We start from the raw sequence: 454 nt of genomic DNA, 5'->3' as shown, positions 1-454 counted from the left end.
GGTAATTTAGTTTCGCCTTTCAGTAACGAGTTAAAGTCTTTCGCAACTGATTGTAAATTTGATTTATAACGACTTCTAATGCTTTCGCTACCGAATGTGACTTCGCAATTCACTAGTTTATCGTTCACATCAAACGTTTGTTTCAGCGATTGTATTCTGATTTCTTGTTCGAGGTCAATTCGTTCGTCAATTAGAAACACTCTATCGCCGATTAAAGGTACTGCTTCTTTATAAATACTTCTAACGTCATGTAAGTTACCCTCAATAGATATTTCTAATGACTTCTCAACGGCTTCAATCATCATCTTATCCATTGTTTCTTTGTCAGTCACACGACCGTCTACAATCGGTTTACCCTCATACACACCGATTACTTCAGCTAACGGAGATGTGTATTCACGTCTTAATTTAGCGTTCGTAAAGTAATCATCATTATCCGCAGCATCTGATTCAC

At 37.2% G+C, this 454-nt stretch carries 1 pseudogene; it reads right to left on the bottom strand.

Annotation, left to right across the window (positions count from 1 at the left end):
- A pseudogene (locus HMPREF3029_RS09020) lies at nt 1-454 on the bottom strand (phage tail protein); the annotation flags it as partial.

Source organism: Nosocomiicoccus sp. HMSC059G07 (genome assembly GCF_001815515.1).
In the GTDB taxonomy this organism is placed as follows: Bacteria; Bacillota; Bacilli; order Staphylococcales; family Salinicoccaceae; genus Nosocomiicoccus; species Nosocomiicoccus ampullae_A.
This window is presented reverse-complemented; position numbering and strand designations above follow the sequence as displayed.